Origin of the sequence: Planomicrobium sp. CPCC 101110 (genome assembly GCF_007859395.1) — a bacterium.
Taxonomy (GTDB): Bacteria; Bacillota; Bacilli; order Bacillales_A; family Planococcaceae; genus Planococcus.
Genome location: NZ_VOHD01000003.1, coordinates 194,852 through 218,721, shown reverse-complemented (window position 1 = coordinate 218,721; position 23,870 = coordinate 194,852). Strand labels below are relative to the sequence as shown.

The following is a 23,870-nucleotide window of genomic DNA, read 5'->3' as shown; positions in this document are numbered from 1 at the left end:
AAAGAAAACAGTAAAGAGGTTTGAATTTATGAAAAAATCGAGTATTTTATTTGCTTTGATGCTTGTCCTGGCACTTTTCCTCTCCGCATGCGGAGAGGAAAGCGGCAGTGGAGAACAAAGCTCTCAAGAACAGGAAGCATTCACAATCGGTGTCATCCCCGCACAAACTGAAGGCGAGATGGATACCGCTATGAAGAAATTGCAGGAGCTGCTGACAACTGAATTGGACCGTGAAGTGGAAATTGAAGTTTATCCTGATTACAACGGTGTAGTGGAAGCGATGAATTACGACCAGATCGATATGGCGTATCTTGGGCCTTTGACTTTCGTTATCGCAGAAGCGAACAGCAACGCAAAAGCCATCATCACGCAGCTGATTGACGGCAAACCTTACTACCATTCTTATATCATCACGCACAAAGACAACCCGTGGAATACGCTTGATGAACTGCTTGCGGATTCCAAAGAAGTGGACTTTGCATTCGGCGACCCGAACTCGACTTCAGGCTCATTGATTCCTTCAATTGAATTGCAGGAGCAGGGCGTCTACCAATCGGAAGACGACAATGAATTCGCTACTGTACGTTTCACAGGTTCACATGACGCAACGGCGCTTGCTGTCCAGAACAAGCAAGTGGATGCCGGGGCAATCGACAGCGCAATCTATGACCAATTGGTTGAATCCGGAAAGATTGACGGCGATCAATTCAAGACCATCTGGGAATCAGAAGAATTGTTCCAATACCCTTGGGCTGTGCTTGAAAGCACGGACGACGCAACAGTGAAGAAATTGCAGGAAACCTTCCTGGCAATTGAAGATCCGGAAATCCTTGATGCATTCGGGGCGTCCGGCTTTACAGAAGCTACTAATGCAGACTATGAAAGCATCAAACAAGCAGCGATCAAGCAGGGAATCATTAAAGAATAGGGTTGATCATGGTGTGGTTTAAGAAAAGCAATATTGTCACGGTAGTGATACTCCTCATATTCATCTATTTGAGTATGAGATTGACAGAATTCGATCTGACCAAATTCAAAGACTTCCGCAACATGATCGATTTCTTGTCGCAGTGGTTCCCGATGGACTTTTCACTGCTGCCGGAGATGGTGCAGGACACATTGGAGACGCTCGCGATGGCGTTTTTGGGGAGTGTACTGGGCCTTGTCATCGCCCTGCCGATCAGCTTTTTGGCAGCGCGCAATACGGCCCCTTCCAGAGCGCTTTTCCAGATTACAAGAGTCGGGCTCAGTTTTGTCCGGTCAATTCCTGAAATTGTCTTCGGGTTGATATTGCTGACAACACTCGGACTCGGCCCATTTCCGGCAGTAATCGCCATTATGTTCCATAATATCGGCGTTTTTGGGAAACTGATATCGGAATTGATCGAAGCGGCAGATCCGGGCCCGCAAGAAGCGATGAAAGCGGTAGGCGCAAAAAAATGGGTCGCTTATCTGTTCAGCATCATGCCGCAGATATGGCCGAACGTTCTATCCCAGTTTTTCTACCGCTTTGAAGTCGCCATCCGCACCTCCCTTATCCTAGGATTTATCGGAGGTGGCGGTATAGGGCAGCGCCTGTTCAACGACTTTAAAACATTCCAATACTCTTCCGTTTCGCTTGATGTATTGATCATTATGGTTATGGTTATCATCATTGACTTCTTAGCCAGCTATGTCCGGAACCGGATCATATGAAGGAGGCGCTCAACATGATCGACGTTAAAAATTTGTCCGTTCAATATGCCGGCAACAGCACAGAGGCACTTTCCAATATAAATCTAACGTTGAACAAAGGCGACTTTGTCTGCGTTCTCGGCAAAAGCGGTGCCGGCAAATCGACATTTATCCGCTGCATCAACGGCCTGCAAATACCGACCAGCGGCGAAGTCTGCTTAGACGGCAAAGTATGTTTGGATCCGGATTACGTCTCCGGCGCCAAAGCGGAAAAACTGCGGAAAGTGCGCCGGGAAATGGGCATGATTTTCCAGCATTTCAACCTGATTCCCCGCCTGAGCGTTTTGCAGAATGTCCTGACCGGTACATTCGGCTACCGGTCATCTTTTAAAAACCTGATCGGCTGGTTTTCCCAGGAGGAGCTCGAACTTGCCAAGAAGGTCATTGCGGAAGTCGGATTGTCCGAAATGAGCGGCCGCCGTGTGGAGAATTTGAGCGGCGGACAAAAGCAGCGTGTTGGAATCGCCCGCGCCCTGGTGCAGCAGCCCCGGGTATTGCTTGGGGATGAACCGGTGGCAAGCTTGGATCCCGGCACCTCGAACCATATTTTCACACTGTTGAAAGAAATGCACGAACGGCTTGGCTTGTTGACCATCATCAATGTCCACGACATTGATCTTGCCAAGCGCTACGCCACCCGGATTATCGCCTTGCGTAACGGGGAATTGATTTTCGATGGGCCACCGGAGCAGTTTACGGAAGAAGAATATTACGCTACGTATGGATCAAAATCTGAGAATTCCTTTTTCGGCGCTGGAATCTAATCGCATAAGGGGATGGATCAAATGATAAAAAGTCCTTGAGCAGTCGACAATACCAGAGTCGTGTACGACTCTACCCATGAAAACGTTGTGACCAAAAGTGAAAGCCCCGGTGAAAAATCCGTCGTCCTGACGTTTGATGATGGCCCGAGCCGGTTACTGCCCAAGTTTCTTGATGTGCTGAAGAAAGAAAACGTCCCAGCCGTCTTTTTCTGGCAGACCCGCCTGCTGCATCCCAAAAGGCCTTGGCAGCGCGTATTGGACGAAGGGCACATGATTGGCTCCCACACCGTCAAACACCGGAATTTGGTCGAATTGACCCAGGAAGAGCAATACAAAGACATTAAAAACAGCATTGCAACTATTGAACACATCACTGGAAGCAGCGTTCGCTTTTTCCGCCCTCCGTACGGCCAGTTCAATGCCGACACACTTGAGGTGACCGAGCGGCTGAATGTGACGCCGGTCATGTGGAAAATCGCATCAATGGACTGGGAACTGAAAACCGATCCGGAACAATTGATTGCCAATGTGACCGAGCATTTGGAGGATGGTGCGGTGATTTTGCTCCATGAACTTCCCCAAACGCTGGAGGCCCTTCCTGGATTGATTTCAGCGATCAAAGAACGGGGCTATGGATTCAAACTGTTGTAGAGCTATATAAAAAGGTGCCTTGAAGCGGGCTGTGAGCCGCCTTCAAGGCACCTTTTCTGCTTAGGACTGCGCAAATTCCTTCACCGGTTCTTCCGGGATAAAACCAACCGAGCGTTTTACTTCTTGGCCATTTTTGACCAATATCAAGGTTGGAATGCTTTGCACACCAAATTTTTGAGCTAAATCCGGCGCTTCGTCCACATCGACTTTGTAGAAATCAACTGAATCAAGTTGTTCAGCTACGCTTGAGACCACCGGTCCCAAATGACGGCAGCTTGGTCACCAATCCGCTGTAAAGTCGAGGACAAATGGTTTTTCCTGGTTTTCTGTAAGTGCAATAAAATCTTCAGACTTGATCGCTTTCACCATATTTATACCTCCCTTTATTGAAATTTTTTCGTACTCTTTAAGTATAAACCTTTTCCGGCCCGCTATTAAATATTCTGCCTGCAAGCAAAAAAACAGGCCCGTTATCCTTCATCGAACATCACTTCAATGATTTTCTTTACATGGATTTCAGTCGTGTTCAATTGGGGAATTTCCAGATCTTCCGGCTTGAAAATCAGCGGCAGTTCCGTGCAGCCTAAAATCAGCCCTTCGATTCCGTCCCGTTCAACCATCTTGGCGGCCAGTTCTAAAAAGTCCTTTTTCGTCCCTTCTTCAACAACGCCCTTCTCCAATTCGCTGACAATCTTTTCATGGAAATACTGCTGTTCCTCCGGTTCTGGCACAACGATGGTTTTAGCCCCTGCATGAAATGGTTTTTGGAAAAAATCATTTTCCATCGTGAATTTTGTCCCAAGGAGCCCGATTTTCCCCAGTCCCAGCTCCTCTGTACGGTTATATGTTTCTTCAACGATGCTGATCATCGGCACGTTAACCCGCTCCTGTACCTTGTCGAATACAATATGAGCCGTATTTGCTGTCAGGACAACAAAATCGGCTCCCGCTTTTTCAAGCGTCCGTACAGACTCTGTCAAATAATCGGCAAGCCCTTCAGTCTGATTAGCTTCCAGCAATGAGAAGATTTTATACATATTGATGCTATTGATCAAAAGCTCAGGCAAGTCTTCGCTGCTGCCGGCTTTCTCTTGATATTTCGAGATGATCGACTGATAATAATCCACTGTCGATTCCGGTCCCGTACCGCCGACGATTCCAAGCTTTTTCATGATGTTCTCCTCCAATATATTCTGTTTCCAACTTTCTTTTATTCTTTTTCCAACTAATTTGCTTTACCCCCGGTTAGCACATCTTACTCTTCATCATCTTCCGGTACGTTTAAAAATTTTATCGTTTTAAATCCCGGAATCACTTTATAGTTGATGCCCCAATTGTTATTAATGACTTCAAACTCTGATTCTTTGACGGTGAAGTGCATCACGACATCACTTTCCTGGTCAATGACGATATAAGCATTGTCATTGGAAAAAAGCTTGAATGTTTTATGCGCAATCAATGTCCATCCATATTTCAGCCCATGGCTTTTATTTCCCATTTCCGCACCCCCTTCTCGGATTATAGCCGATTTTCAGAAGTTTAGTTACCGTTTTTTGAATATTTTTATTTATTCATTTTCTTTATAAGAGTATGATTAAGATACATGGAAATAAAATGAAGAGGTGGATAATACGTGGGTAAAATGAAATTTGGTGAGCAGGCAGAAGGCGTAGACTATCATTTGCGAAAAGGTGTTTATGCCGTCATCTTCAATGCCGCGAAAGATAAAGTAGCCACAGTGAAAACTCCCAAGGACCGGTATTTCTTGCCCGGAGGAGGGATTGAAGAAAAAGAACTTCCGGAAGAATGCCTTAGGAGAGAGCTGTTGGAGGAAACCGGCTACGCTATTGCAGTCGGATCGTTTATCGGAACAGCCATGCGGTTTTTCCATTCCCGGAAAAATGGGCCAATGTTGAACGACGGCTATTTCTACCTGGCAACCTTGAAAGAAAAAGTTCAGGAGCCGACCGAAACAGATCATATTTTGACTTGGTTGCCGATTGCCAGGCTGCAAGAGCTGCTTGTCCATGAACATCATTACTGGGCAGTGATGAAAGCCCTGAATTCAGAATAAACTAATATCCGAAAGAAAAAGACTTTTTCCAGGAAAAGTCTTTTTGGATGATACCCGGAACAACTGCATTATGGAGCCATATTAACGCATAGAAAAAATAATGGCATGCGCCGCTTCTTTCTGACGCCTGAATGGTCGATTTTTCGCTCCATAACCAGATTTCCATAGACTCAATATCTGCTGTAATACATGAAAATCCTTACGTCAAAAAGGCTTTTCAATTGAAAAGCCCCGTTTGTTATAAAAGGGTTGACCTTGTTTTACAAGACAGAATTTCTTTTTCTCCCTATATATTAGCTTGCAGCAAGTTCTTTCTTGCATTTCTCCAGGAAGCTTTTGGTCGCTTCTGTTGTTTGCATTTCCCGCTGCTGCATCAGTTTCTGGATTTTTTCAGCCATAATATGCCCAAAGCCTTCTCCCCGAAACGAAGGAAGCACGGAAATATCGTGGACAGTGAAATAAGTGCCGTGGACTTCTATGCCGATCAAGCCGACATAGCTTTCTCCTGCTTTCAAAAGATAAAGCTGCCAACCAGGCTCTTCGCCATATCGGACCATCGTTTGCTGCAAGGCTTTAATATTTTTTTGTTGAGGCATTAAAGACAATAAACCCATGGCAATTTTTTCGCATGATTTCTTGTATCTGACCAACATTTCAGTTCATCCTCGATTCGATATATTGTTAGAGTTATAAAGCTCAAATTATATACGATTTCCTGCCTGTTTGTTCGATTGTTTGCAAAGCGGCGGATAACCGTTCGGCAAAATCTTCCGGCGGCTCTTTTGATTCCATATAAAAGCAGACAATATTGGGGCCTGCTTCGACGCGCTGCTGGTAATGAGTCGGCAAAGGAAGCGGATATTCAATAAGTGTAAATGCAAACGCCGGCAATTCTTCCGGAAGAAGGTAGATGACGGCCCTATTCAATGCGCAGCCATCCACTTTAAGTTTTGCGAACGAAATATCCAGATCCAGTGTGCACTGGAAGTACGCGCTATTTGCGGGAATCGTTATAGACCTCTGCCTTTTGACCAGGCATTCATTTTCCAGCAATTCGCATTCCGCCTTCATGAGCATGCCGACTTTTTCTGCCACTAACTCCCATCGGTCCATCTCAACCAGTCCTCCCCATTCGTTAACTGTATGTCCTGTCCATTTATCCAGCTCCACGTATTTGGAGCAGATCGTGAACTCAAGTCCTGAGGCAAGTGTTTTTAGAAAACCACAACGACCCCCTGCAAATTTCTATAGGTGAATGCTTCTCTTGTTGTAGTCTATAAAACTGTCATTTGTTCTACTCAGCTCCTTTATTCGGTTAGAAATCAACAAAAAAACGCCGAAAAGAATTTTAAATTCTCTTCGGCGCTGTCCACAGCACTATTGTCTGCAACATTCGACCAAATGATTCGATTATCTATTTTTGAAAATGCAATTACCTTTAGTTCTGATCCAAATCGAAAACACTATCGTTTTCCGATTACACATAGCCTACTACCGATTTTTTAAAAAGTAAAATCTTTTGGACTATTTTCTTCTACAAAAAGGTTTTCTTGGCAAAAATTCGATAACTATCGGAGCTACTTATAAGATTCCCCTATTTATTTACTTTTAAACTTTCTTGCGGGGGATTCGGCTTGTTATAAGAACTCCATCCATATGAAGCGAACAAAAAAAGGGAGGCCAGCTGATTTTCAGCCGGCCTGCCTCTTCGGTGCCCTAACAACTTATTGTCAAATTCGGAATTGTCGCTATTGCTCTAACTGTACTCAGCCCAGACAGCCTTTTCGCTGTCTGGAAAACCCTTTAACAAACTTGAAATCGGAAGAGAAAGCATCAAGAAAGCCTGGCCGTGATGCTGGAAATCAGTTTTTCACAGCGAGCATAGTCTTTTTCTTGCGGCATTAGCTCCACTTTCAGCGTCGCAGCTAAATCCGTATGCACATATAGCATATCCCTGAAACGGTCGACAGCTCCGCAAAATTCAGCGAAAAAACTGTCGCCCGTGCCAAATATTGCCGTCACCAGCTGTTTCTGCCCTAAGTTTTCAAAGGCTTCGAACAACCCGCGCATTTCTCTTGGAATCTCCCCGCTGCCCCATGTATAAGTGCCGACTAAAACGGCATCATACCGCAACAACTCTTCCAAGGGAAAGTCTTCCACCCGCCAAACCGACGTTTCAATCGGCTCGGCCTGAGCGGCTTCCTTTAAGATAGCGGCGACCGCTTCCGTGTTTCCGGTAACTGATGCATAGACAATCGCCAGTTTTTTCTTACAGTTCGTCGAAGCCATTTGATTGCGACACTTTTGAATAAGTTCTAGACTTCTGCTCAAAAAAGTCCGATTTCGTGTCGTTCATCATGTCGTCGCCGAACACCTGGATCCAAGGCATCGGGTTGTTGCGCTCTTCATATAAATTGTCCAATCCAAGCTGGCGCAAGCGTTTGTTGGCCAAGTATTCCACATAGCCCTCAAACTCTTCCAGATCGAGCCCTTGGATATCCGCCAGAATGTATTGCGCCCATTCCTTCTCCAACTGAACCGCCTGATTGATGGCATCGTACACATATTGGATGTTCTCTTCCGTATTCAGCTCAGGATTTTCCGTCAGCATGATGCGGATGAACTGTGAAATGAAATAAGCGTGCTGCATTTCGTCGCGCTGGATATAGCTGATCATCGTGCTTGTCTTCAGCATCTTTTGCTGGCGCGCCAAGTGGTAGAAAAAGGCGAATCCCGCGTAAAAATAAATGCCTTCAAGATTGATCGAATTGACGCTCAAGCGGAATAATGTCTGAGGCGTCGGATTTTGACGGAACTCTTCATAGGCATCCAAGATCAGGTTGTTCCTTTTCTGGACAATTGGATCGCTCTTCGCCTGATTGAAACGGGCATTTTGTTCGCTTATTGAAACGAGTGAACTCAGAATGTAGGAGTACGATTCGTTATGAACTGCCTCCTGCTGAGATACAACCGCAAAAATCGCTTTGAAGCTCGAATCCGTAACATAGTCCATTGCTTGGCTCATCGTCGGCGTCTGCAAGCTGTCGAGTGATGCAAGCTGGGTATTGATGCGCAGGAAAACGTCTTTTTCCACGTCCGTCAATGAATCCCATTGCTTGATGTCGTCTTGCATATTGATTTCCTGGGCTTTCCAGAAATTCGACAACAGCGTTTGGTACAAATCGTACATTTGTGGATAAGCAATATCGTTCCAGTTCAAAAGTCCGGAAGATTCCCCGTTCAAGATGCCGGTGGATTTATTTGGCTGCTCAGGATTGAGCAGTTTGATTTTTTTTAATGGCGCGTGTATCGACATTGGTATTCCTCCTTTAGCTTTGGCAAGCTTCGCATTCTTCAATTTCCGCCTGCGATGTGCTGCGCACATAATATGTCGTTTTCAATCCTTGCTCCCACGCTTCAAAATGCAAAGTCAGCAAGTCTTTTGCTTTGATGGTGTGCGGCACATAGAAGTTGAAGCTTATCGCCTGGTCGATATGGCGCTGGCGTGCAGCGTTCTGGCGGATGCTCCAGTTCTGGTCAAGAACATGGCGCGAGCGGCGGTAATAGTCGTACGTGTTGTGGTCAAGATCCGGCGCAGTCACTTTGAATTTGAAGTTTTTCTTTTCCTCTGCGAATTCAACTGCGTACAACGGATCAATGCCGTCTGTCGAGCCGCCGATTTTCGCTGTCGAAGAGTTCGGTGCTACTGCCATCATCCAGCCGTTGCGCACGCCTTTTGCTGCCACTTCTTTTTTCAAGTCCGTCCAGCGTTCACTATCGTAGCCTTTGCGCTCGAAGTATTCCCCGGTTGCCCATTCTGAATTGCTAAATTCGCGGTAAGCGCCTTTTTCTTCAGCCAATTCCATTGATGAACGGATAGTATGGTAGGCAATCTCTTCATATAACTTGTCCGCGAATTCCACGGCTTTTTCTGTTTCCCAGTGGATGCCTTCCAGCGCAAGCAGGTGATGCCAGCCGAATGTCCCAAGGCCTACAGCCCGGTATTTCTTATTCGTGGCGTCAGCTTGCCCTACGGAAATCGTATTCAAATCAATAACGTTATCAAGCATGCGCATTTGGATCGGGATCAATCGATCCAGCACTTCCGCTTTTACAGCACGCGGAAGGTTGATTGATGACAAGTTGCAAACGACGAAATCGCCCGGTTTGCGGATCATCACTAGATTGCCTTCTTCGTCAGTGTATTCTTTCGTGATAGTGGTAGCTGACATGTTCTGCATGATCTCGGTGCACAAGTTGCTGCAGAAAATCGATGTGCGGCCTTTGCCGTTCAAATGCTTGTTCGGGTTTTGGCGATTCACTTCATCGCGGTAGAACATGTATGGTGTGCCGGTTTCAAGCTGCGATACCATGATGCGTGCCATGATATCCATTGCCCGGTAGGTTTTTCTTGGCAATAACGGATGGTTAGCCGCTTCTTCGTATTTCTCAGTGAAATGCTTGATATCCTTCTCGTCATAGAAATCTTCCAACCCTAACGCTACGCCAGACTCGTCTTTCCAGCCCATGATCGTTTTCACTTGATGCGGGCAGAATGTATGCCATTCTCCGATGCTGCGGCCATTTTCGTCAGTTTCGCCCAGTTTTTCCATGAACAAATCCGGAATCGAGACGCCCGTGAAAATATCATGCGCTTTTCGGCGCTCGTCCCCGTTATTGGTTTTCAAGTCCAAGAATCCGTTCATGATGTCTTTGTGGAACACATCCAAGTAGATGGCTACCGCCCCTTGGCGCTGTCCAAGCTGGTCAACGCTGACTGCCGTATCATTGACAAGGCGGATCCACGGGATGACGCCTGAAGAATTGCCTTTGAACTTCTTGATATCAGATCCAAGCGCCCGCACTTTTCCATAATAGACACCGATGCCGCCGCCGTCTTTGCTGAGACGCGCGATATCCCAGTTGTTCAAGTAAATGCCGTCCAACGAGTCATCCACTGTATCGATAAAGCAGGAAGAAAGCTGGCCGAAGCTTTTGCCGGCATTCGACAAAGTCGGTGTTGCCACTGTCATATATAAATTGCTCATTGCCCAGTAAGCTTCTTTTACAAGAGCAAGGCGCTGTTCTTTCGGTTCTTTTTGCATAAGCGTCATGGCAATGACCAAAAAGCGCTCCTGAGGCAATTCATACAAGTTTCCTTCATAATCTTTCGCTAAATAGCGGTCCGCCAATAGGAACAGGCCGATATAGTTGAACAGCAAATCCCGTTCCGGGCTGATTTCAGCTTCAAGCTCATCCATTTCTTCCTTTGAATAAGCTGTAAGCAGATCTCCGGAATAAATGCCGATGCGCGATAATTCTTCAACCAATTCGAAAAAGCTGCCGTATTTATTGGAAGCGTCATAGTTCCGGCTCTTTGCCGCTTTTTGGTACAAGCCGTCCAAGTACAGTTCCGCTGCAACAAATGTCCAGTTCGGCTCTGCCATTGAAATCCGGTTCAAAGCATATAGCATGGACTGTTCCGTTCTTGCCGGTTGATCCAATCCTTCAATTTGGGCACGCAATGGCGCCGCATCAAGTTTATGTATTTCCGCAGCCCGGTCGAGCGCTTTTATTACCGTATCCATTTCCGTCTCTGTTTTCAAATTCATATCAAGCCAGCTCCTTCGCAAATTCGTTAAGTTTTATTTGTTGTTCCTTGCGCTGTTCAGCGCTTTTAAACAATTGTTTTTCATGTTCGGTTTCAGGGATGGCTCCGCTGAAAATCATGTCCATAAGTTTAGTGTCAGGCGGCCGGATAAACCGCGTCTGGATGGTCCTGGAAAAATTTGCATGTACCCGCTCTTTCATCATTGTTTTTGCCGCCCATTTCCTCCGAGAAAAAACACCTTAGTCCCCCGCGGGGGGATCAAGGTGCAAACGCAGAATAATCCAGCGGAAACCAGCCGAATCGGCGGTTCCACATAGAGTATCTTTGTTATACTTCCCAGCTCCCGGAGAAGATTGTTAACTGATAATACTGGCAGGTCTCCTGGCTCGTGCATCTTCCATCGCCATCTCCTTCCCATCTTTTGGGCAGTAGATCATGACAGCTTTGTCAGCACTTACAGTTGCGGGTACAGCTCCGGTATCCACGGATTCCCTATCAAGCCTTTTGGGCACCAATACTATTGGTTTCACTATATATAGTGTCTGCACTTATACAATTCACTAAATACTGTATTTCTAAACTATAAACCAGATCTTTTTCTTTTACAAGCAGCGAAAGTAAAATCAAAAATTCAAAAAAGTCCCGAAAGCTTTTTTATCAGCTTTCAGGACTTTTCCGGCTTCGCTGTTTGTCTTCTATTCTATCAATCTAAAGCAGTTCAATCAATTCAATCGCACCAAGAACAACGAATACCACGATACATGCTGTCAGAACGGTATTGGTGATCCAGCCGTTCCTGAATCCTTTATCAACCCGCTTAGAATTGAGCAGCAATATCAGGCTGATTGCCAGGAAAGGCATGAACAGAGCACCAAGTGCGCCGTACAAGATGACAAGAAGCACAGGGCGGCCGAAAAACAGCAGAAGCATCGGCGGGAATGTCAGCCAAAGAAGGTAAATTCGATAAGCCGGATCTTCTTTAGATATCCGCCGATCAGAATCCGCCCCTTTTTTGCTCATCATCCGGACAAAGTCCGCAAACAGATAGGGGACGCCATTCCAAACACCAAGCAGCGAGGAGAAAGCCGCAGCCCAAGCCCCGATCAAAAAAAGCCAGCGTGCAGTCGAACCGAATTCCGCACTATACAAGTCGGACAAAGTCACTAACCCTTCTTCTCCATTGATTTCGATGCCTGTGCCGTATAAGAATTCCGCTCCAATGATCAATAGGGATAAGGTGAAGATTGCAGTAATGATGTAACCGACAGCAGAATCCATCCTCATCATGGGAATCCAGGATTTTCCCGCCCAGTTTTTTTCACGGATCCAGTAGCCATATGAAGCCATTGTAATCGTGCCTCCCACTCCGCCGAGCAAGCCTAAAACAAGCAGCAAAGAACTGCCTCCGGTCCGCGGCACAAAACCGCTCAAGATGTTTCCGATATCGGGAAGAAGGATTATGGCGGATCCGACAACCGTGATGAACATGAGGCCGATCATAAGCGTCATCACTTTTTCAAACAACTGATAATGCCCAAACAACACTAAGGCAAGTCCGGCCAAACCATGAATGACCGCCCAAGCCCATAAAGGAAGGACTGGGAACATGGTCACCATCATAATGGCGCTTGTCGACATGGCCGCAGCTCCATAACTGAAGCCCCAAATGATGGTATAGATTCCGAAATAACCGGTTGCCCATTTTCCGAGCGAATGCCAGCCTTCCAGTATAGTCTTCCCTGTGGCAAGCTGCCAGCGTCCCATGCCTTCCGTAAAATAGAACTTGAACAATGAACCGAGCAGTATAGCCCAACCCAATGTCGTGCCAAAAGCGGCACCGGCAACAAGTGCCGCTATCAGATCTCCGGTCCCCACTCCCGTCGCAGCCGTCACAAATCCCGGCCCGACTAATTTGGCCTTCTCTTTCCATGTTTTCGGTACGGCAGGTGCCGTTTTTTCAGTGTTCCGGACTATCTCCATCCAAAGCCCTCCCTGCATAAATTTTATTTAAAGGCAGTTGGAGACTGAACTTCTTGCGGATACTATGCCAGAATTCATGTGATTGAGTTGCAAGCGCATCATCAATGCTTGGTTCGCAGGCTGTGAAGCCGCCCGATTCCGCTATGCTCGGTCGAATAAATTTTGCCCTCAAGCAATTTGCCTTCTAAAAAAACCTAATCCTTTTGAATAGGGATAGGTTTCATTTGCCGGAGCGTATTTCTATCTGCGGATAAAGCTCCGTCTGCCTTTGAAAGGTTCGTGGAATTGCCGTCATTTTGGTGAAGCCAGCTTTCTTAATGCCTGCTCAACCGTAGCCATAGTTGTGAGTGCATTGATATTCGGGCAAACTTCTACAGCTTTCAGCGCAAGTTCCGGCCGAAGTCCGGTAAAGACGGGCGAAATTCCAAGCATTTTCAGCACCGCATTGATCTTATAGAGATAATCGATCACGATTCCATCAATCGAGTAGATCCCTGAAACATCGATGATTAAAAATTGCAGCTGATGCCCCTGGACTTTCAATGGAACGATGTCCAACAATTGCTTGCAGCGGTCCCCGTCCATGGACCCTACCAGAGGCAATACAGCAATTCCTTTGGATACAGGCACGATTGGCGTAGCAATTTCATTTTTCAATTCCATCAAGTCCCGTTCCATCCGTTTATGGCTTGTAAGGTCGCGGATAACCGAGTGGATGGCTTCAGTTTCCCCGAAAGTGACCGGGTGGCTGTACAACTCCACAATAGAAACCGCCCCATCAAACCGTCGGACGGCCGTTTCCATCAATTCCCCGATTTTCCGTTCTTCCGTTCCAGCCCGTACACGTTCAGTAATCAAGTCGCGGTATTCTTCTGTAAAAATTTCTACGATGCTGGCTCCGATAATGGCATTTTTATCGGCTTTAAGAAACTCGGCTCCCGCTTTGTTTATATACAACACTTTGTAATTTGAATGAATGATTGTCGGTTCATATGAATATTCAATAATCTGGCGGTATATCTCTTCTTTTTCAGTGGCGGCCAAGTTTTTATCGGATGAAGGTTGTTGCATCAGTTGCTCCACTCCTCTTGAACAATCCTTTTTTTTACAAGGATACACCTAATTATAAATAAATTACACCTTTTTCAAAAAATTTAGCATATTTCAAAACGAAAAAACCCGCTAAAATCGGCGGGTCTTTTTACACCTTCAAACTTTTCCGGCTGAAAAAGAGCGTACCGGAATTTGCGGTTCCATACGTCCACCGAACCCAAAAGAAAGCATCAGCTTTTGGCCCTTCCGGCTTTCTCTTCTTTTTGCCTGTCCTCCGCAGCCTCGACTTTTCGTTTCCACCAGTCTTCTGCTGTACCCGAACCGAAAAGCACGCCGCCGACCACGAGGAGAAGCCCGACCAAATGATTCTGGTTTATGGTTTCTCCCAGGAAAATCACAGATCCCAACAAAGCGAACAATGTGTTCAAATTCATGAAAATGGCTGCCTTTGGCGGTCCGACTTCCCCTACTGAATAGTTGTAACTCATATGGCCCACTCCTGTGGCCAAGACGCCGGAAGCTACTATAAGCACCCAAAATGTGGTATTCATCCCGCCGAACATCTTCCATTGCCCGGGCTCCAGAAACAGACCAATCACAAACAAGCCAATTGAACCGAACACCAGCATGTAAGCAGTCAGCAAACGCGGATCCAGTGTTTTTGCTGCTTTCGTAATAATGACAAAACTCAAGACCTGGCTGATGATCGCCAACAACACATATCCATCGCCTATCGAGATATCGCTAAGCCCTTTTCCTCCGGCTAGTATAGTGGCTAACACGCCCAGAACGCCTAAAACAAAACCGAGCCATTGCCATTTGGATGGACTCAATTTCAATAGCAGCAAGCTGAATATCGCGGTCATAATAGGCCCTGTGCCAAGAATCAGGCTGGCGTTTGTCCCTGAAGTGAGCGCCAGTCCAATAGAAATGAAGGAGTGGTGGATGACTACATTCAGCAAGGAACCTCCTGCTATATAAGCCCATTCTTTCTTTGCCGGCATTCTGGCAATGCCCATCACACGTATAATGATGAAAACGGTGAAGCCGGCGAGAAAAATTCGAAGCGACGTCATGGTCACCGGCCCCATTTGAACAGTCAAGTATTTCAAGGCAGGAAGATTCATCCCCCATATAAACATGACCATGACCAAAATCATATACAATCTGAAATGGCTCATCCTACCCCCGCTCTCTTTTCGGCCAGCCGAATTATAATAAGCGCATCGGCAACCAGTGCTAATACGCTTTTGTCCAGCAAATTTGAAATAATAGTTTACAATACCACCGCAAAAAAATACAAAACCTAATCCAACGGCGGCGCCGGCTTGATTAGCCCAGCAAAGAAAACAGCATTTCTATCCTGTTTCCCAGGATGAAATGCTGTTTGAAACATATGGCAAGGCACCGCTGTTCAGCCGTCCACCCATTCAGTGGCTTTTTCTTTGGCAGTTTCGTTGCCTTTTGGCTCTTCCGGCCGTTTACCGCCTTTACTTGTATAAGGTTTGGCGCTTTTGGCTTTATTGGCGCCGGCTTTCCACCGGTTCCAGCCTTTTTTACCCGTTCCTTGGCCGATTCCGCTTTTCTTTTTTTTCGGCATTTTTTATCACTCCGATACTTTCCTGACTTGATCGCATGAAAACCTACTTTATCATAACCGGTGCCTTTAGAGATAGGGTATTTTACAATAAAGGGAGTGTTATCCCTCGCAAAAAGCCATCCCGCGAAAAGAATGGCTTCAGTTTCCTCCTATTATAAGCCTGCTGGCCCTCTTTTTCTGATTTCATCGGTGTCGCTTCCAAGGCTTGTGTCCCGCCTGTTACCGTGGAGATCATTTTCAATAATGGCATCCGGACCTGTCGAATCACGGTCATTCCTTCCGAACAAGCCGCTGCCTTCAGCGTCGCGGTCACGTCCGCCGAATAACCCTGTCCCTGCTGCATCCCTGTCGTTGTCGCCGTGTGCGTCCCTACGGAAATCTTCGCTGTCATTCCGGCCGCCAAGTGAATTTCCACGCTCTTCCGCCAATACTAAAATCCGGCCTTCATCAAAATGCCGGCCGTACTCATCGGCTTCATCATCCGGGACTCCCATGCCAATCAAGGCTCCAGCCAATCCTCCAGCACCGGCCCCGGCTGCCGCTCCCATCAAACCGGCGGCTATCGGACCCGCAGCGACTATCGGACCGATTCCCGGGATTGCAAGGGCTCCCATACCAGCCAAAACGCCGCCTAATCCTCCAAGCGCTCCGCCTGCCGTGGCTCCGGTCGCAGCCCCTTCCACAAAATTCGTATCGGTTTCGCCTGCCACCGTTTCAGTTTCCCGTTTATCTTTGCTGATTACTGAAATATCTTCAGAGTCGTAACCTTGCCTTTTCAGATCTTCTATCGCATTGATCGCTTCGTTCTCGGTATTAAAGGCACCCACTACTCTTTTTTGTGACATCCTTAACGCCTCCTAAGAATCGGATTTTTCCAATGCATAGTTTTGAACTGTTTTCCCCTTTGTATTACAAATTAAACACGACGTCTTTGTAGTATTCTGTTTGCCTGGAAAAGTATTTTTGTAAATTATTTGATCTGCTAAACCTCTTAAATAGGTATTAAGAGACATAAATAGGAGAAGAAGAATCTCTTCGATCAGGTGCTCTCTTGGGATTGAATCCAAATTGATATCTAATTGTAATAAAAGTAAACGTTTAAGCTGTTATAATACTACTTGTGGCTTTAAAAGGAAAAGATTTCTTAATATAATTACTTTTGGTAATTATTGGGAATTTCATAATGGAGTATGACTTATTTAGATTTTCTCTATCAGATATAGAGAATATATACATTAGATAGAAGCAAGCAGATTTGAAAGGGGAAAATGAACTTGAAATTGAAATCGAAATGGTTATTATCCGGTATATCTTCTGTGTTGGCATTGACTATTTTCTTGCCTACAGCAGCAAACGCCGGTAAGTTAGACGAGTTGAAACAACAACAGCAAGAAGCTAAACAACAACAGGGCCAGTTAAACTCCGGCATTAGTGAAAAAACAGAAAAAATGAACGAAAACGAATCCAAGCTCGAGACATTAGCAAAAAAAATCGATAAGCTGAACACAAAAATCCGTGACACAGAAACAAAGATCAGTGATGTACAAAACAAAATCGACCTGACAAAAGCGGAAATCGATGAACTGAGAAAATCGATCGAAGAACTGGAACGCAAAATTGCGGAGCGTGAAGAGTTGCTTCAAGAACGTGCTCGTGCAATCCAGTTAAGCGGCGGTTCAGTTGACTATATCGACGTGCTTCTTGGTGCAAATGACTTTGTTGATTTCATCGACCGTATGTCAGCTGTTAATACCTTGATCGAAGCTGACCGTGAAATCATGCGCGAACAAGCGGAAGACAAAAAATTGCTGGCAGAACAAAAAGCGGAAGTTGAAACAAAGCTTGCCCAGCAAGAAGAGCGCCGAGCCGAGCTTGTCGGACTTAAAGCATCATTGGACAGCCAGAAAAAAGAACAAGCTGGACTTGTTAAAGAATTGCAAGCCGAACAACAACGTTTAGAAAAAGAAAAAGACAGCTTGGTGGAGCAGCGCAATGAATCCATTGAAATCAGTTCAAAACTTGCGAAAGAAATTGAACAAGAACAAGAACGCCTTGCGGAAATAGCGCGTAAAGCGGAAGAAGAACGCCAGCGCAAATTGGCTGCTGAAAGAAAAGCGGCCCAAGAACGTGCAGCAGCAGCACGTGCTGAAGCTGAAAGACAAGCAGCGGCTGAAGTAGCAGCTGCAAAAAATGCAGCTGAAAGAAAAGCGGCCCAAGAACGTGCGGCTGCGGCTAAAAAGAAAGCTGACGCAGCCAGCAAAGCGGCAACAACTTCAGCACCGAAAACATCAACTGCGAGCAATTCAGTTGCCTCTGCTCCAGCAGCAAGCAGTTCTGGGTTTATCACACCGGCCGTTGGACGTTTCACTTCCAAGTTCGGCTGGCGCGATATCGGGGCTGGCCCTGAGTTCCACCAAGGCGTTGATATTGCGAACGGCATCGGCACAAACATCAGAGCAGCTGCCAGCGGTTACGTGTCATTTGCAGGAACGATGGGCGGCTACGGAAACGTGGTTATCCTTACGCATTCAATCAACGGACAAACGCACGCAACTGTTTATGCGCATTTGAACTCCATCGACGTCTCTAAAGGCCAAGCCGTTTCCCAAGGACAGCGTGTTGGCGGTATGGGGAATACTGGACGCTCGTTCGGATCTCACTTGCACTTTGAAATTCATGTAGGACCATGGAACGGATCTCGCTCGAATGCAGTCAACCCTGCAGCGTACGTTTCATTGTAATATTCAGCACCCGGCATCCTGAAAGATGCCGGGTGCTTTTTCGTTCGCTTCAAATGCGAGTATTTTCTGTACATTTCAACTGAAAATGATTAAAATAAACTTAATTGAAAAAGGCAACCTGTTGCCTGTCCATATTTCATTGGTTAATTGTTGCAGACCATAGCGCTGTCGACAGAGCCGGAAAGAATCCCGACGCTAGGGTCTCTTTTCGGCTTTTTGCTTCTTTGGAAAAACAACTTTACTTGCTATCCAATAAATCGGTTCTTTGCCTCAAACTTCTTTGCGCTTTACAGTAGAGATCAATAAAGGGAAAGAGGAATGCACTATGCTATTCAGATACAAGAAATCTTGTGAAAAAATCGCCATGGGAATGTTGGCTTTCATGCCTGAAGAACGTGATATAAAGAAATTGCGGAAAACAATGCAAGTTTACCAAGAAAATCCGAAATGGCAGCTTTTTCTATGGAAAGAAGGGGATGATTTTGTCGGATTGATCGGTGTGGAAGTTGCAGACGACCATTTCACTGTCCACCACTTGTCGTTATGCCCTTCCTTCCGGCGCGAAGGAATCGGCCACCGGATGGTCTACAAGCTCCAGGAAATCCTTCAGCCGCTGGAAATGCGCGGCACTCGAGAAACGCAAAGATTTTTAGATAAATGTTCCAACAAGCCAACGGACACTGAAGCATCTTACCGGCCATCCACCAAATACATCTCATAGAAAAAGGCGAATCCAGTTGTTGGATTCGCCTTTTTGGCTTCTGCTGATTTTACACAGGTGATTTCCACTTCTCCTGGACTTCCTCTAACTGCTCCAACAAAACAGGCCGGCTGAAATAATAGCCTTGCAAGTGTGTTTTTTCCGCCAGGAGAAACCTTCGCTGCTCTTCTGTTTCAATGCCTTCTGTCACAACTTGGAGGTTCAATTCCTTGAATGTCTGATACAATCCTGTCAAAAGGATCGTATCCTTCTTGCTTGCCGGCACTTTTTGAAGAAAACTCCGGTCAATTTTCACCACATCCACGTCCATTTCTATCAAATGGAACAATGAAGAAGTGCCAACGCCAAAATCGTCCATGGCCACACAAATTTTCCGTGCCTTCAGTTCACGGGTAAATGCAGCAATTTCCTGGTGCCCGGTTGCCGTATCACTTTCCGTTATTTCAACTTGCAGCAAATGCGACGGAAAATTGTTTTCCAGCAGTGTTTGATCGATGAGCCTCAGCAAGCCTTCTTTGTTTTTCAACTGTGATTTCGAGACATTCACCGCAACCCGCAGCGACTCCCCGCGGCGGGCATTCCAGTCTGCTATATCTTTTACCGCTTTTTGGATGACCCATTCTCCGATGGCATTGATCGCACCAAGCTCTTCGGCTATTGCGATGAATTGCAGCGGTGCGATCCTTCCTTGATCAGGGTGTTTCCACCGGACTAACGCTTCTACTCCAAGCATCCGATTTCCTGTCTGGTCCATTATCGGCTGGTACTCCAGAAAAAGCTGTTCTCTGGCTACAGCATGTATAAGATCAAGTTTCAGATTCGATTTGTTCTTGTAATAATTTTTATTGCTCAAGTCCTCGTAAAAGGCGTAGCTGTTTTTCCCATTATTCTTAGCCTCGTACATCGCGCTATCTGCGTAATGCAAGAGATCATCCAGCGTTTTTGCATCTTGCGGGAAAAAACTTATACCGACGCTTGAAGAAATAGAGACCGCCGCTTTTGTTAAAGCAAATTCTTGGCGGAGCACCTCCATCAGCCTTTCAACTTCTTGGTTCAGCTCTTGCCGTTTTATGGAAGAGCTTAATAAGATGAATTCATCCCCGCCTATGCGGAACAGCCGGCTGCCGGTGTTCTCGGTTATCCCCGCCATCCGCTCCCCAATCTGCTTCAATAATTCGTCTCCGCTGCTATGGCCATGCAAATCGTTCACTTGTTTGAAACCGTCCAAATCAAAGAACAAAACCGCAAACGACGATCCGTTTGTTTCAATGCGCTTTTCAAATTCTTTATACAGATTGAACCGGTTTGGCAAACTTGTTAACTGGTCGTAGAAAGCGAGATTCGAAACTTTGGCATGGGCTTTTTCAAGGCTTTGCAGCATTTCCTGGATCGAATTTTCAAGATCCGTAATTTCGTCTTTCGCTTTTCGCGTCTTTTTAATATCCAATGAAAGGCGTTCGTCAAAATTGATGCCTTTCATTTGCACAGAAAGGTACGAGATACGCGATAGGACAAACAAATCAAGCAGATAGTAAACCAAAAACACCAGAAGCAGCGTGGCAAGCGATAAAGCCAGGAACAAATTATTGATGCTGTCCAATTTTTCATTGTAGTATTTACGGTCTTTCCGGACCTCAAAACTCAATTCGTCGCCAACCGAAAATATTGCGCTTAATCGGTCCTTGCCTAACTCTTTGATTCCTGATTCGGTTCCGGGCACTACTGTTTCCAATTCTACAGCCAAGTGATTTTTCATCAAATCAAAAAACGAGATATCCAGCAGTTTGCCCATGATCAGATAGCCTGCTTCCGGTCCTTCCCTTTTGCTGGTCAGAATCGGCTCCACCGAGACTAAAAAACGGCCGTATTTTTCATTCTTTAATATGGCCGTTCCTTTTTGTTTTGCCGCTGTTGCCAGAACCTCAGTAGCCGGCGGAAAGTCCCGCTTCAAATCGAGCCGGGAAGCATCCGCTAAGTCAAACCCCGCCGAGTAAACCACCTTGCCTTGCTTGTCTGTGAAAATCATGAAGTTATTGCCATGATTTGAAAACGTCTCTAACCCTAAGTTGGAATTGATATATGCCTTGTTCTGATCCATAACAAATTGGTACGTGTCGTCCCAATAAGCCCAATCACGGCTGATCCGCTGCAGGTCCTCCGCTTCGCCCCTGATATAATTTTCTACCCGCCGCTGGTCAATCATAAGTGATTCTTCATCCATCAATTTGGCATCTTCTATTATGAATGGGCGGATAAACAAAAATAACACAATGATAAATAGACCCATTGTTATTCCAATCATACCTGCTGTTCTCATTTTAAGCTTCACGTTCTGACCCCTAAACTTTTGAAATAAATGGTAATAAATAATTACTTTTTTACTTTTCAATTGATTTTAACAGATGCCAGTCTCTTCTCCTATCATGCGTTTGATATTTTTTATTTTTTGAAGGTCAATTTGCCAAGGGGCTTTCTTCTTTTCGGCTTGATAAGAGAGCAGGAGAAGCGTTTAACTGTTTTGCTGCAGTTTCGTCCCCATGCCTTTTTGATAATGGACCAGTGTTGCACTGTCAGTTAGTTTTCGAGGTTGGCCAATTTGTATATATCCCATTTTTTCATACAAGTAGCAATTGCCCGGCTCTTCAAGCAAAGTAAAGAGTGTCCAAATTTCTGCCTCCGGATAGCGCATTTCGGCTTGCCGAATGGTTTTTTGGGCAATGCCGTGCCCTTGATATTCAGGAAGAATGAAAAGCGGACTGATTTGGAAACACGTTTCCGCTTTCTTTTTTATGCATATTCCTCCCGCAAGCTTGCCGTCTGCCCAAATTTTTAAAAAATCATTTCGGGCATCAGTTATTTTGGAACGCAATTGCTCTATCGTTTCGTTCGCCGGGCTCGTTTCAAAGTCCTGGTATTTTTCAAGCAAAGGCAGAAAAGCCGCTCTTTGCATATCAAAGAGGGCTTGTGTATCCGCTTCTCTCCCTTTCTCCAATATCACATTCATCTTTTCGTCTGCACCTCTTTCAACCAATCCAAGAGCTCTTCCACCATTTCCTCGGTAAATTGATGATTAACATCCGGAAAAATTAGGAACCTTATTTCTGCCTTACAGTTTGTTCTCATTAAATGCTGAAAGTAATTCTGTTGGATTTCAATTGGAATCGTGGTGTCTTTGTCGCCGTGCATTAGAAGGACAGGAGCAAGGGCATTTTCTTTTTGAATCGGATCAATTCGTTTTAAAACAGTCTCTTCTTCTGTTGTCAGATCAGGACGTCCATCCCTTTTCCTGAACAACTTTTCTGTAAGGGCAAAAGATCCTGAACCATTAATATTAACGAGTCCGCCGATGTTCTCCTGGAAAGCAAAAATGCCGTTTGCAATAAAACCACCCATCGAACTTCCGACAAGAATAGCCTGCTCTTTGGATATCTGAAGTATTTGAAAAAAATCATCAAATTCCTTGATGCTCTCCCTAATCGTCTTCCAAAAAAACGCCTGTATGATTTCTTGATTGAAGCAGTTCGGTAAGGGGTTTCTGGAATCGTGATACAGAATTTCCGGAATGATGACCGTATATCCCCTACCCGCAATTCGCTCCCCCAATTCTGTGTAACTGTCAGCGGTCGTTCCCCAGCCATGGTACAAAATAATTGCAAAGCCATTTTGCATGGCATTTTCCGGCCTTAGTAAGTTGTATGTAAATTGATTGCATTTTATTTTTTCCATCTTATAACCTTTTTACCGCTGTGCCATTCGTGTTCAAGGACGCTGTACAACAGCGAATCTCTCCAACCATTGTTCATCAACAGGTTTTCACGCATCCACCCTTCTTTCACCAGTCCGATTTTCTCCAAGACCTTTTGGGAAGCGGCATTTTCAGGATCACATGTGGCGTAGATCCGGTGGAGGCCCAATTCCTTGAATCCGAAATCGATTAGCCTGCTTGCCGCTTCGGTCGCGATGCCTTGCCCCCAAAATGCCGGGTTGATGATATAGCCTATTTCCCCTGCCTTATTTGCTCTGTCCCGCAAATTGAACTCCCCGGCTCCGACCAATTTTTCGGTATCCTTTAAAACAATCGCAAACACAAAGCGTGTCCTTGGATCCTTAGCCGCGTCCATAAGGCTATCGTTTACGAACTTCCGGGAGTCTTCCTCGGAATTCGGCCCCCACGGCTGATAACGGGAAACAATTTCCTGTGAAGCATAGTCGTGTACAGCCGCCCAATCATTCTCAGCCAATTCCCGCAGATAAAAGCGGCCGCCTTCCAATTCAATGTTCATATCCGTTCCCCTGCTTTCCGCAATTCGTTATTCTCCGTTTGATCGACCTTATTTGGCCTCGGTGGCTGATTTCGTCCTCCAGTACATGAAACCATAAATAGTAATTGTTATAAGGCGTCCCATTTGGCCAATGGTTTTGTTCGTACAACCAGCCATCGCCGCGCAGACGCAATTGCTTCAATGTCTGCTCCCTGACATCCGAAAGCTGCTGAAGATAGAAATCCAGCCCTTTTCCTCGGATTTCCATGCGGGCGCTGTCATGCAGGTCGATTCCCGCTCCCCATTCCGCGAATTCCGAAGCAGTAAAATCCCTTTTTTCAAACGAAATCACCTGGTGGACTTTTTCAATCGATGCGATATGAAACAATAGAGCTCCAATGGAATTATCGTCAGCGTGTTCCCAATAATCCAACTCAGCTTGGCTAAGGCTCCCGATTTCACTCAATGTAGCAGCTCTCGCATGTTCCAGCAGAAAACACAGTTCCCCAATCTTATCGGTAAACCCTTCAAGCGAAGATACTTGATAGTCAATCATGGCAATCCCCCTAATTTCCTTCTCCTTTAACCCTAACAAAAACCCCGCGAAATAAAAGACTGAAAATTCCAGGCTGCCAGTGCTATAATTTGGGCTGCGAAAAACCAAGCCATCGATGGAATC

At 45.7% G+C, this 23,870-nt stretch carries 26 protein-coding genes and 1 riboswitch; of the genes, 7 read left to right on the top strand and 19 right to left on the bottom strand.

Annotation, left to right across the window (positions count from 1 at the left end; all coding sequences use genetic code 11):
* Window positions 1-28 precede the first annotated feature (28 nt).
* From phnD to FQV30_RS01280, 4 genes are all read left to right on the top strand, one after another.
* Window positions 29-928: a phosphate/phosphite/phosphonate ABC transporter substrate-binding protein gene (phnD, locus tag FQV30_RS01295; protein ID WP_146498340.1), complete on the top strand. Its 900-nt coding sequence runs from the start codon at window positions 29-31 to the stop codon at window positions 926-928.
* An 11-nt stretch (window positions 929-939) separates the two neighbouring features.
* Window positions 940-1,695 (top strand): phosphonate ABC transporter, permease protein PhnE, encoded by a 756-nt coding sequence (gene phnE, locus FQV30_RS01290; RefSeq protein WP_146498339.1) that lies wholly within the window; start codon window positions 940-942, stop codon window positions 1,693-1,695.
* A 14-nt stretch (window positions 1,696-1,709) separates the two neighbouring features.
* Entirely contained in the window at window positions 1,710-2,498 is a 789-nt protein-coding gene (gene phnC / locus FQV30_RS01285; RefSeq protein ID WP_146498338.1) for a phosphonate ABC transporter ATP-binding protein, read from the top strand.
* Between the two features lie 87 nt (window positions 2,499-2,585).
* Complete coding sequence (locus FQV30_RS01280; RefSeq protein ID WP_255473276.1) at window positions 2,586-3,149, top strand: polysaccharide deacetylase family protein; 564 nt, start codon at window positions 2,586-2,588, stop codon at window positions 3,147-3,149.
* Window positions 3,150-3,209: 60 nt separating this feature from the next.
* Here FQV30_RS01280 and FQV30_RS01275 read toward each other — a convergent pair whose 3' ends face one another.
* From FQV30_RS01275 to FQV30_RS01265, 3 genes are all read right to left on the bottom strand, one after another.
* Window positions 3,210-3,413 (bottom strand): thioredoxin family protein, encoded by a 204-nt coding sequence (locus FQV30_RS01275; RefSeq protein ID WP_146498336.1) that lies wholly within the window; start codon window positions 3,411-3,413, stop codon window positions 3,210-3,212.
* Window positions 3,414-3,619: 206 nt separating this feature from the next.
* Entirely contained in the window at window positions 3,620-4,321 is a 702-nt protein-coding gene (locus FQV30_RS01270) for an aspartate/glutamate racemase family protein (protein WP_146498335.1), read from the bottom strand.
* An 83-nt stretch (window positions 4,322-4,404) separates the two neighbouring features.
* Window positions 4,405-4,647 (bottom strand): hypothetical protein, encoded by a 243-nt coding sequence (locus FQV30_RS01265; protein WP_146498334.1) that lies wholly within the window; start codon window positions 4,645-4,647, stop codon window positions 4,405-4,407.
* Window positions 4,648-4,791: 144 nt separating this feature from the next.
* Between FQV30_RS01265 and FQV30_RS01260 the strand changes: the two genes are divergently transcribed.
* Window positions 4,792-5,223: an NUDIX hydrolase gene (locus FQV30_RS01260; RefSeq protein WP_146499532.1), complete on the top strand. Its 432-nt coding sequence runs from the start codon at window positions 4,792-4,794 to the stop codon at window positions 5,221-5,223.
* Between the two features lie 293 nt (window positions 5,224-5,516).
* On the opposite strand, the gene FQV30_RS01255 is transcribed toward FQV30_RS01260, so the two are convergent.
* The 11 genes from FQV30_RS01255 to FQV30_RS01205 all read right to left on the bottom strand — a co-directional run bounded on the left by FQV30_RS01255 (window position 5,517) and on the right by FQV30_RS01205 (window position 16,312).
* Window positions 5,517-5,876 carry a GNAT family N-acetyltransferase gene (locus tag FQV30_RS01255; RefSeq protein ID WP_146498333.1) on the bottom strand — a complete coding sequence of 120 codons (360 nt, stop codon included), beginning with the start codon at window positions 5,874-5,876 and terminating at the stop codon, window positions 5,517-5,519.
* Window positions 5,877-5,919: 43 nt separating this feature from the next.
* Complete coding sequence (locus FQV30_RS01250) at window positions 5,920-6,336, bottom strand: hypothetical protein (RefSeq protein ID WP_146498332.1); 417 nt, start codon at window positions 6,334-6,336, stop codon at window positions 5,920-5,922.
* A gap of 720 nt (window positions 6,337-7,056) precedes the next feature.
* Complete coding sequence (locus FQV30_RS01245; RefSeq protein WP_146498331.1) at window positions 7,057-7,512, bottom strand: flavodoxin domain-containing protein; 456 nt, start codon at window positions 7,510-7,512, stop codon at window positions 7,057-7,059.
* Complete coding sequence (locus tag FQV30_RS01240) at window positions 7,493-8,539, bottom strand: ribonucleotide-diphosphate reductase subunit beta (RefSeq protein ID WP_146498330.1); 1,047 nt, start codon at window positions 8,537-8,539, stop codon at window positions 7,493-7,495. Before FQV30_RS01240 ends, FQV30_RS01245 begins: the two co-directional genes overlap by 20 nt.
* A gap of 13 nt (window positions 8,540-8,552) precedes the next feature.
* Window positions 8,553-10,835: a ribonucleoside-diphosphate reductase subunit alpha gene (locus FQV30_RS01235; RefSeq protein WP_146498329.1), complete on the bottom strand. Its 2,283-nt coding sequence runs from the start codon at window positions 10,833-10,835 to the stop codon at window positions 8,553-8,555.
* Between the two features lies 1 nt (window position 10,836).
* Window positions 10,837-11,037 carry a hypothetical protein gene (locus FQV30_RS01230; RefSeq protein WP_146498328.1) on the bottom strand — a complete coding sequence of 67 codons (201 nt, stop codon included), beginning with the start codon at window positions 11,035-11,037 and terminating at the stop codon, window positions 10,837-10,839.
* Between the two features lie 151 nt (window positions 11,038-11,188).
* A riboswitch (cobalamin riboswitch) is annotated at window positions 11,189-11,365 on the bottom strand.
* Window positions 11,366-11,542: 177 nt separating this feature from the next.
* Entirely contained in the window at window positions 11,543-12,814 is a 1,272-nt protein-coding gene (locus FQV30_RS01225; protein WP_146498327.1) for an Nramp family divalent metal transporter, read from the bottom strand.
* Between the two features lie 291 nt (window positions 12,815-13,105).
* Window positions 13,106-13,885, bottom strand: coding sequence for a PAS domain S-box protein (locus FQV30_RS01220; protein ID WP_146498326.1), 780 nt, complete (start codon window positions 13,883-13,885; stop codon window positions 13,106-13,108).
* A gap of 212 nt (window positions 13,886-14,097) precedes the next feature.
* Window positions 14,098-15,048: a DMT family transporter gene (locus FQV30_RS01215; RefSeq protein WP_146498325.1), complete on the bottom strand. Its 951-nt coding sequence runs from the start codon at window positions 15,046-15,048 to the stop codon at window positions 14,098-14,100.
* A 233-nt stretch (window positions 15,049-15,281) separates the two neighbouring features.
* A complete protein-coding gene (locus tag FQV30_RS01210) occupies window positions 15,282-15,467 on the bottom strand; it encodes a DUF3934 domain-containing protein (RefSeq protein ID WP_146498324.1) in 186 nt (61 codons plus the stop codon).
* A 152-nt stretch (window positions 15,468-15,619) separates the two neighbouring features.
* On the bottom strand, window positions 15,620-16,312 hold the full coding sequence (locus FQV30_RS01205) for a YflT domain-containing protein (RefSeq protein ID WP_146498323.1): 693 nt from the start codon (window positions 16,310-16,312) through the stop codon (window positions 15,620-15,622).
* A gap of 429 nt (window positions 16,313-16,741) precedes the next feature.
* Here FQV30_RS01205 and FQV30_RS01200 point away from each other — a divergent pair, with 429 nt between their 5' ends.
* Both FQV30_RS01200 and FQV30_RS01195 read left to right on the top strand, forming a co-directional pair.
* The gene (locus FQV30_RS01200) at window positions 16,742-18,208 is read left to right on the top strand and encodes a murein hydrolase activator EnvC family protein (protein ID WP_146499531.1); all 1,467 of its coding nucleotides are present in this window, start codon (window positions 16,742-16,744) and stop codon (window positions 18,206-18,208) included.
* Between the two features lie 325 nt (window positions 18,209-18,533).
* Window positions 18,534-18,929, top strand: coding sequence for a GNAT family N-acetyltransferase (locus tag FQV30_RS01195; RefSeq protein WP_146498322.1), 396 nt, complete (start codon window positions 18,534-18,536; stop codon window positions 18,927-18,929).
* Between the two features lie 49 nt (window positions 18,930-18,978).
* On the opposite strand, the gene FQV30_RS01190 is transcribed toward FQV30_RS01195, so the two are convergent.
* The 5 genes from FQV30_RS01190 to FQV30_RS01170 all read right to left on the bottom strand — a co-directional run bounded on the left by FQV30_RS01190 (window position 18,979) and on the right by FQV30_RS01170 (window position 23,747).
* Window positions 18,979-21,258 (bottom strand): bifunctional diguanylate cyclase/phosphodiesterase, encoded by a 2,280-nt coding sequence (locus tag FQV30_RS01190; protein ID WP_146498321.1) that lies wholly within the window; start codon window positions 21,256-21,258, stop codon window positions 18,979-18,981.
* A gap of 180 nt (window positions 21,259-21,438) precedes the next feature.
* On the bottom strand, window positions 21,439-21,933 hold the full coding sequence (locus FQV30_RS01185; RefSeq protein ID WP_146498320.1) for a GNAT family N-acetyltransferase: 495 nt from the start codon (window positions 21,931-21,933) through the stop codon (window positions 21,439-21,441).
* Entirely contained in the window at window positions 21,930-22,655 is a 726-nt protein-coding gene (locus tag FQV30_RS01180) for an alpha/beta hydrolase family protein (protein WP_146498319.1), read from the bottom strand. Before FQV30_RS01180 ends, FQV30_RS01185 begins: the two co-directional genes overlap by 4 nt.
* A complete protein-coding gene (locus tag FQV30_RS01175; protein WP_146498318.1) occupies window positions 22,643-23,212 on the bottom strand; it encodes a GNAT family N-acetyltransferase in 570 nt (189 codons plus the stop codon). The genes FQV30_RS01180 and FQV30_RS01175 overlap by 13 nt, the downstream gene beginning before the upstream one ends.
* The gene (locus FQV30_RS01170) at window positions 23,202-23,747 is read right to left on the bottom strand and encodes a DinB family protein (protein ID WP_146498317.1); all 546 of its coding nucleotides are present in this window, start codon (window positions 23,745-23,747) and stop codon (window positions 23,202-23,204) included. Before FQV30_RS01170 ends, FQV30_RS01175 begins: the two co-directional genes overlap by 11 nt.
* Window positions 23,748-23,870: the final 123 nt, after the last annotated feature.